7 protein-coding genes and 1 pseudogene are annotated in these 8,514 nt (G+C 67.2%); 6 read left to right on the forward strand and 2 right to left on the reverse strand.

The genetic code is table 11. From position 1 onward, the window contains the following. Window positions 1-828: 828 nt before the first annotated feature. From Q8S38_RS17600 to Q8S38_RS17610, 4 genes and pseudogenes are all read left to right on the forward strand, one after another. The gene (locus Q8S38_RS17600) at window positions 829-1,869 is read left to right on the forward strand and encodes an NHL repeat-containing protein (protein WP_305681681.1); all 1,041 of its coding nucleotides are present in this window, start codon (window positions 829-831) and stop codon (window positions 1,867-1,869) included. A 609-nt stretch (window positions 1,870-2,478) separates the two neighbouring features. Further along, window positions 2,479-2,772: pseudogene (locus tag Q8S38_RS25015) on the forward strand (hypothetical protein); the annotation flags it as partial. 147 nt (window positions 2,773-2,919) lie between these two features. Beyond that, on the forward strand, window positions 2,920-3,351 hold the full coding sequence (locus Q8S38_RS17605) for a putative metal-binding motif-containing protein (protein WP_305681682.1): 432 nt from the start codon (window positions 2,920-2,922) through the stop codon (window positions 3,349-3,351). Window positions 3,352-3,588: 237 nt separating this feature from the next. Then, window positions 3,589-3,714, forward strand: a complete 126-nt coding sequence (locus Q8S38_RS17610) for a hypothetical protein (protein ID WP_305681683.1) — start codon at window positions 3,589-3,591, stop codon at window positions 3,712-3,714. A gap of 3 nt (window positions 3,715-3,717) precedes the next feature. Here the strand turns inward: Q8S38_RS17610 and Q8S38_RS17615 are convergent, their stop codons facing one another. Next, a complete protein-coding gene (locus Q8S38_RS17615) occupies window positions 3,718-4,263 on the reverse strand; it encodes a hypothetical protein (protein WP_305681684.1) in 546 nt (181 codons plus the stop codon). Window positions 4,264-4,831: 568 nt separating this feature from the next. On the opposite strand from Q8S38_RS17615, the gene Q8S38_RS17620 reads away from it, so the two are divergent. Beyond that, on the forward strand, window positions 4,832-5,605 hold the full coding sequence (locus Q8S38_RS17620; protein WP_305681685.1) for a DUF72 domain-containing protein: 774 nt from the start codon (window positions 4,832-4,834) through the stop codon (window positions 5,603-5,605). Window positions 5,606-5,726: 121 nt separating this feature from the next. Continuing rightward, window positions 5,727-7,745 carry a hypothetical protein gene (locus tag Q8S38_RS17625; RefSeq protein WP_305681686.1) on the forward strand — a complete coding sequence of 673 codons (2,019 nt, stop codon included), beginning with the start codon at window positions 5,727-5,729 and terminating at the stop codon, window positions 7,743-7,745. A gap of 6 nt (window positions 7,746-7,751) precedes the next feature. On the opposite strand, the gene Q8S38_RS17630 is transcribed toward Q8S38_RS17625, so the two are convergent. Next, a complete protein-coding gene (locus Q8S38_RS17630) occupies window positions 7,752-8,285 on the reverse strand; it encodes a serine/threonine protein kinase (protein WP_305681687.1) in 534 nt (177 codons plus the stop codon). Between the last annotated feature and the right edge of the window lie 229 nt (window positions 8,286-8,514).

Below are 8,514 nucleotides of genomic sequence, written 5' to 3' on the forward strand. Positions count from 1 at the left end.
AGCCGTGACTTCTCGCAGTCCTCGCACGCCACCTCCACGAAGCCGTACCGCACCTCGCCGCACCGCTGGTACGCCTCCGCCTCGCGACGCACCCGCTTTGGCACCCAGCCACACACCGCAGGCCAGCCCTCGTCGAAGGCCCGCCGCACCAGTGACTGCTCCGGCGCCCGTCGCCGTTCCTCCCCCGCCCCGCCCACGAGGCCTGCGTACTCCCCAGCCCTGACACCCCCCAGCGCCGCTCCCCCTACGAGAGCCTGCGCCCGGAAACCGCTCCGGTAAATGGTGAAGTGGGTTCAGGGCGACGGCTGGGTCACGCGGGCACCACCACGCCCAGGGAGGTGTGGGCTGCACTTCGACGTGAAGAGCTGGCGAACGAGGCGCTCTTCCGCTGGCGGCTCGACGGCTGGCGGCTCGACGGCTGGCGGCTCGACGGCTGGCGGCTCAGCAGGCGGATCCAGTTGCGCCAACCAGTGCACGCTGAACGCGGTGAGGTGCGTTGGGACAAGCACCCAGCAATGCGTCACGACGGCGTCCGGGTGCCTCGACTGGAGCAGTCCTCTCGCGTGCGGGTTCTCCGCCAACAGCTACCCGATTTGCACGGCTGGTGCGTGCTCCATCGGGTGCAACACCGGCTTCGCCAACTGCGACCAACTCGGCAGCACCGGCTGTGAGGTCGAGACTCGCACCGACCTCGCGAACTGCGGCCAGTGCAACAACCGATGCAGCTCGGTCGGCGGAACGCCCTCGTGCGGCGCGGGCCAGTGCACGATTCAATGCAACGCCACCCGCGGCAACTGCAACAACGACGTGCGCGACGGGTGCGAGGCCTTGCTGCTGACCGACAGCAGAAATTGCGGGGCGTGCGGCCGCGACTGTCTGGGGGGCGCCTGCAGCGGCGGGGTCTGCCAGCCTGTCATCCTTGCGACCGGCCTCTCGCCGGCCCGCATCGCCATCGACGCGCAGTTCGTGTACTGGACGAATGAAGGCACCAGCGCCAACAACTACACCGATGGCTTCATCTCGAGGGTGCCCAAGAACGGCGGCGCGCCAGTCACCCTGCTGAACAACCTGCCGCGCCCCATGGGCATCGCCGTCGACGCCACCGACCTCGTCTTCACGACGCTCGGGCCCTCCAACGTGCCCTACAACTACCAGGGCGGCACGGTGCGTCGCCTGCCCCTCAGCGGAGGAACCGCCACCTTCATCGCCACCTCGCAGGCGGCGCCCTGGTCGGTCGCCCTCAACGCTGGGACTGTCTACTGGACCTGCGGAGGCACCTACACCCAGAGCGGCGGCGTCTCGTATTACCAACACGACGGCGCGGTGAAGAAGGCCGCGAAGGACGGCAGCGGCTTCACCGTGCTGGCCTCCTCGCTCGAGGAGCCCGTCGCCCTCGCGTTCCCCGGCTGGGTCACCAACAACGGGCCGACGGTGGTGTGGGCGCTGCGGGGCGGCTTCCTGAGCAGCGCCGGTGGTGTCATGGAATACACGCCGGGGCTGACGCCACGCATGCTGGCCACCGGTCAGCCGTGGCCGATGTCCATCGCTGCCGACACTGACTATGCGTACTACCCGGTGCACGGTGGGGGCGTTCGGAAGGTCCTCCTCTCGGGAAGCGCGAGCCCCTTCGTCATTCGCGACACGCTGGGCGGCAACTCGGCGCAGGGCATCGTCATCGACGCGACCTCGGTCTACTGGCCCGAGTCGGGAGGCGGCGTGCTGAGGAAGGCGCCGCGGGGCGGTGGCGTGACGACCGACCTGCACACCATCACCAACAACACCACCGGGCCACGCGGCCTCGCAGCAGACGCGCAGGCGCTCTACTGGGTCGCCGAGTTCAGCGGCTCCATTCTCAGGCTCGCCAAGTAGCCAATCGCCTCAGAAGCGCAGCCCCGCGCTCGGTATTCGCCTCGGTCGGGTAGAAGCGCGCCGCCTGCCGCAGACCCCTGGTCGAGCTTGAAGGCTGGCTGAGCCGCGGCTCCCTTGCAAAGGACAGTGAGCAGCGGTCCGAATCGTGTAACGTCGGTGCTCTCCGCATGAACGCCCGCCTCGGCCCCGCGGCTCTCTGGCCGCCGGGGCTCCCGCACGCAAAGGTCTCCACCGACGCTCAGTCCGAACGCTTTCTCTGAAGAGGGAATGATGCTCTCACATCGCCACTCGATCTTCGTTGGAGTCCACCTCCTCGTTTTCGTCGCCTTCAGCAGCTGCGGTCCAACCTCGTCCAGCCGGTGCAGATCGGACAGCGACTGTCTCGATCAGACGTTCTGCAACGGCACGGAGCGGTGCGCGACGCCCGAGACGCCTGGCGCCGACGCGCGGGGGTGCGTTCGTTCCGAGCTGCGCTGCCCCGAAGGTACGTTCTGCTCAGAGGCGCTTGCCGCGTGCCGACCGCCGTGTGCGACTGACCCAAACTGTGACGACGGACGCCCCTGTAACGGAGTCGAGCTGTGTCGTCCACGCGCGGCAGAGGCCGACAGCATGGGCTGCATTCGAGGACCACGACCTTGTGACACGGCCGGGTGCATCGAGATTCCGGGGCCTCGCGGAACCACCAAAGCGAGTTGTCCGCCACCCGTCTGCTACGACTTCTTTGGCGGCTCGCTCAACCTCATCGTCGAGGTGCCCGGTGGGTACCGACGGGCTGCCGGTGGCCCGGACTACGACCGCGACAACGATAGTCACCCGTCGGTCGCGTGTGGCGGCGATGACTGCGACGACACGAACCCTCGCATCAACCCGAGCGCGCGGGATTTCTGTGACGAAGTGGACGATGACTGCAACCCCTGCACTCTGGGCACCAACGAGCGACTCCTGCCTGGCGCCGGTGATGTCGACGGCGATGGCTTCATTTCGTCAAGGTGTCGAAACGTCGTGCCAGGGGGGCGCGCTCGCCCCGTCTGTCAGCTCCAGGACGGAGGGATGACACCGGCGAGCCCCGTTCGGGTGATCGATCGAACGACGAACTGGCTGGTCGAGGGAACGGACTGCGATGACCAGTTGGCGACCGTCACTCCCCTGTCTGCGGAGCAGTGCAATGGCTTCGATGACGACTGCGATGGGCTGGTCGATGAGACGCTGACGCGGGCCTGGTACCCTGACCTCGACCTCGATGGGTACGGCGCAGGCGCGGCACTCCAGTCGTGCCTTGCGGTTCCAGGCTACTCGACCCTCTCCAACGACTGTGACGACACCAACCCGGCTGTCACGCCAGGCGCCATGGTGTGCGAACCTGTGGTCACCAGCGGGAACGAATTGAAGATCTGCGGTGCTGATGGCGGGTTCTCTTTGGCGCGATGCAGTGGCCAGGCCGTCTGCCTGCCGCAGCCCAACGGCACTGGAGTCTGCTTCTAGCCGGGAGTCGGCGAGGCGACAGCGGATGGCCGAGTTGAGAGACGACCGCCGTGCTCCTCGTGACCTCCCCCGACGTGGGCCGCAGGGGAGTGCTGGCGCCGCTGGCCAGGGCCCTCGTCGCCGACACCGCGCCCGGTGTTCCGTGGCGGGAGGACTTCGTCGAGCGGTTCATGCCCGCGCCCGCCGTCGGCGTGCTCTTCCCATTCCCTGACTCGAGCTCGCAGTGGCACGCCGATCGTGGTTGACGGCGGAGCACAGGCAGCGACCGATCTCGCGCTGGTTCAGAAACTGAACGACCAGGTGCGCGACACGATCGACGTGATGCTGAAGGACCTGCTGAGCCGCCGCGACGGCGTGTTCTGATCGCTACCACAACGAGATCGAGAGCGAAGGCAGCAGCGCGACCAGCGATCGGCGCAGCTCCGCGTTGGTTCTGCTGCGCGAGGCACCGCTGTCGATCCGGAACGTCTTCAAGTGTCTGAAGCGCTCGGCCGAGCGGAGAACCGCCTGGAGCGTCGAGTCACTGACGCGCCCGGCCACGCTCAGCGATTCGAGCTGGGCGAGCAACGGCGCGCTCGCGAGCTGCGCCAACAGCGAGTCGATCGCGTGCTCCTCTTGAAGCTCGAGGTGCGTGAGCTCGGGAAACGACGCTGCGGCAGTGAACACATCGAAGTCTTGCGTCGATGGGCCGCACAGCGTGAGGAACGTGAGGCGACGGGCTCTCGCGAGAAAGGGTCGCACGTGCGGGTTGAGCGTGTTGCTGATGACGGACAGATAGCGCAGCGCCGTTGCGACGTCACCACGAGGCAATTGCCAGAGGGGGCTTCCTCCCAGCGACAGTGACGACAGGCGCAGGTCCGGTGAGTCGAACAGCGCCGCCGGAATCGGGATCTCGACGGAGAAGAAGAACAAAGCAGGAGACTGGGCGAAGGGTCGAGTGCCGACGTTGCGTGCGAGGGCCCAGAGACGTCGGCGTGAGTGGGCGGTACGGGCGCGCGGAAGGTACGAGCTCCAGCACCGGGCAGACCCGGCCACAGGCGGAGCCCGCGGGGACGATGAGACGATGCCTCAGCCAGCCAGCGGCAAGGTGGGCTGAGCGGTGGCGGGCGGGAGGAGCCGGCGCGGCGGCAGGCGATGGCCGAGCTGGGTGAGACGCTCCTCGGCGGCCTTGCGGGTGGAGTGGATGGCGATGATGCGACGGCGGCCACCACAGGGGCAGCGCAGGACGTCGGTACCGAAGGTGTGCTGGTGGAGGCTGGCCCAGTCGAGTCTGCGTGACGGGCGACGACGCTTCTTGCTCGAGGAGGCTGGCGCTGCCGGCGCAGGCTTCGGTGGAGGCGCTGTCACCAGCGGGCGAAGGGCCGCGTGCGGGGCGTAGACTCCGTGGAAGCTGGTGAGGTGCGTCTTCGCAGGTGGCACCAGCGAGACGAGCTGGACGTTCCCCGGGTGGAAAGGAATCGTGTACCCGGGCGAGCCGACGATGGACGAGCTGGTCGCGCACGGCCTCGAGACCTACTCGCGACACCCGCTCTTCAACACGGTGGGCATCGATCGCAGCTACTACGCGCCACTCTCGAGCCAGGAACTCGCCGGCTACGCGAAACAGCTGCCGCCCGGCTTTCGCTGCCTGATGAAGGTGTGGAGCCGCGTCTGCTCGTACGTCGACCCACGCACCCGCGCGCCGAACCCCGACTTCTTGAACGCGAAGCTCTTCCGCGACGAGGTGCTCACGCCCGCCCTCGCGAGCTTCAAGGAGCACCTGGGACCGCTGCTGTTTCAGATGCTGCCGCTCTCGAGATCGGAATTGCTCGCGCCGCAGATCTTCAATCAGAAGCTCGAGCAGTTCTTCGCCGCCCTGCCCCGTGGCCCGAGCTACGCCGTCGAGCTGCGCAACCCCGAGTGGATGACGCCCGGCTACTTCCAGGCGCTCCAGCGGCACAACGTCGCGCACGTGTTCAATCACTGGGAGCGCATGTCGACGCTCGGTGAGCAGCTCGCCCGGGAACAGTCCTTCACCGCCTCGTTCGCCGTCTGCCGGCTGCTGCTCCCGCAGGGCGTTGGATACGAAGAGGCGAGAGAGGCGTTCGCTCCGTTCGATCGCATTCAGGCACGCGACGACGCGATGCGGGCCGACGTGTTGCGACTCGTGCAGGCCACGAAGCAGGCGCGACGCCAGCTGTGGATCATCGTGAACAACAAAGCCGAAGGCTCGAGCCCGCTCACCATTCGTGGCCTTCTCGAGTCGTCCGTCTGAGATCTCGCCGAAATTCGGCCCGGAATCGTGCCTGAAACGTCACGTCTCCTGACATCCCGTGGCCTCGCCGTCACAGCGGCAATCCCCGACAATCCACAGCTGTCCTTCCAAAGGGGATCGGATGACCATCAAAAAGCTCGACACGACGAAGCCAACGCCCATCGCGCGGCCCACCACCACGAAGCAGCCGATTCAGCGACAGCCGCCTCCGCGCCGCCCCGTGAACACCCGCGACGAGCTTTCCACTGGTCGAGGCAGGGCGTTGCGTGACGCGATCCCCTCCGCGCCGATGAGTGACGTGCAGCAGCTTCGTGCACTGCGAGCCCAGAGCGTGAAGGCAGGCGCCGCTGTGTCGAAGCTGAACGCCGGCATCGCAGCTGGTGTGACGGCCACGGCCGTTCCGGAAGCGGTCCGTCAGAAGGCCGAGCAGAACCTCGAGATGGTGAGCTCGACCTCTCAGTTCGCCCATGCCCTCGAGCGCGAGACGGACCCCGCGGTGCGCGACGAGATGGTGCGCCAGGCCCTGAACTCGGATCATCCCGAGCTGTACCTCGCAGCGGGCGATGTCCCCGGAGCGACGATCAACAACGAGCTCGACGAGATCTCGACCGTCTCAGCGGCCGTCGATCACGCCGTTCGCAGCGGCGCCGTCACCCAGACCGACATGAACACTGCGGTCGAGAAGATGGGCCCCGACTCCGCGGCGCTCTTCATCGGAAACCTCTCGATCGAGGGCAACAACCGCGCGCTTGGTGGCGCTGTCGAGATGGCCGGCCTCGCCGCACGTGAGCAGGGCTTCGAGCAGGCCGAGGCGCTCGCCTTCACGTCGACCGACTCGTTGATCGACAAGTACTACCCGACCGATGCCCAGCAGAAGGCGGCCTTCGAGCACGTCGAGGCCTTCGTCGAGGAGTGGGACGATCGCCTGGGCGCTGACGAGAACAACCCGGCCATTCCCCACAACGCGCTCCAGTTCGCGCTGGGCAGCGCGGCCCGCCTCACGGCTCGCGGCAACGGCTACGGGCCGGGCGAGCTCGAAGAAGAGCTGAAGGAACTGGGCCCGCGGTTCACGCAGGAGACGATCGCTCGACTGGGTGAGGCGACCCGTTTCGACGGCCGCGTGCCGGGAGCCATCGACTCGCTGGCCGACGCAGCCGATGCGATCGCCACCGCGGGTGGGGACAAGGCCGACGAGTTCCGCGTCGCCGCTTCCATCGGCTACACGCAGACGCCTCAGCTCATTCACGAAAACCTCGAGACGGAAGCAGAGCAGCGCGAGGCGCTCGAGAGCCTTAACGGCTTCCTTGCCGACCGCCGCGATCAGTTCGGCGATGCCGCCAATGGCGACCCGCCGTACAGTCTGCTTCGCGATCCCCAGGCCATCGAGGGCATCAACAACCTGCTCTCTGCGTCACCGCAGCTGCTCGAGGACCTGGTCAACGACAGGAGCTATGAGCCCAACATTCTGAAGCCCGGCGAGAGCCAGGCGACGCTGGTGCAGCTGCTCGAGTCGATCTCATTCAACCCCAACGTGCCCGCCGAGCTGAGGGAGCAGTTCCAGGGGAACATCGATCGCCTCATGGAGCGCACGATGGCCTCGGTCGCCGATGATCCGAGCGCAGCTGGACGCACCATCGGACAGCTCCTCGGCATCGTTCAGACTGCCGGCAACCGCGTGATCGACGCGGCCGACGACAACCCCGAGGAGGGCAGCGCGGTGCGTGACTTCGCGAAGGACGTCACCTCGGGAATCATCGGGGCTGCGCTGTCGGCCACCGGTCCCGTCGGCAGCATTCTGGGCGGCGCCGTGCTCAACCAGGTCCTCGACGCCGTCTTCCAGGCACCTCCGGGACCCAGCGACGCCGAGCTGCGCTCGAAGGTCGACCAGTGGCTCGCCGACAACGGCATCAACGTGTCGAGTGGTGAGAGTTCGTTCGACGCCATCAACCGCGCCCTCGACGCAACCATCGAAGCGCTGCGCGACGTGAAGCCGATGACGCAGGCGATTCGTGATCAGATGGAGGAGCTCGAGACACTCCGTGACGTCGTCGGTTCGTCCTACAGCGCGACGCAGCTGTCCGAGCAGGGCGCTGGCGGCGAGCTGGCCGGAGCGCTGGACGGCCGCGACGACAAGCCGTGAGCCTCCTCAGCTCCGGCGCTTGAAGATCGACCAACGGCCCGAGGGCGTCTCCTCGGGCTCGTCGCTCGTCGGCTGAGCCAGCCCGCGCAGGACCTCGTTGAGCGCGTCGACCATCGCCTGCGCCGAGGTCATGCGTCTGCCAACGTCACGGGCGAGGCACACCGCGACCACCTGCTGCAGCTTCTTGGGAATCGGCTCACCGAGGAACGTGAACTCACCGACCGGCTGCGCTTCGCCCGAGAGCCGTGACATCACGACCTCGCTCATGGCGCCGCCCTCGAACGGGAAACGCCGCGCGAGCAGCGTGTAGAGCACCGTGGCCAGCGCGTAGAGATCGGCTCGTTCATCGACATCACGGCCGAGCACCTGCTCGGGCGCCATCCACAACGGAGTGCCCACCACCTGCCCCACCTGCGTGAGCCGTGAGACCTCGGTCTGGCTCTGCCGAACGCGCGCGACGCCGAAGTCGAGCACCTTGAGCTGCTCCTTCGGGACTTCGACCACGAAGAGATTGTCGGGCTTGATGTCGCGGTGAATCACGCCGATACGGAGAAGAAGAACAAAGCAGGAGACTGGGCGAAGGGTCGAGTGCCGACGTTGCGTGCGAGGGCCCAGAGACGTCGGCGTGAACGGAGAAGAAGAACAAAGCAGGAGACTGGGCGAAGGGTCGAGTGCCGACGTTGCGTGCGAGGGCCCAGAGACGTCGGCGTGAGTGGGCGGTACGGGCGCGCGGAAGGTACGAGCTCCAGCACCGGGCAGACCCGGCCAC

It is taken from the genome of Allobosea sp. (assembly GCF_030695125.1).
Taxonomy (GTDB): domain Bacteria; phylum Pseudomonadota; class Alphaproteobacteria; order Rhizobiales; family Beijerinckiaceae; genus Allobosea.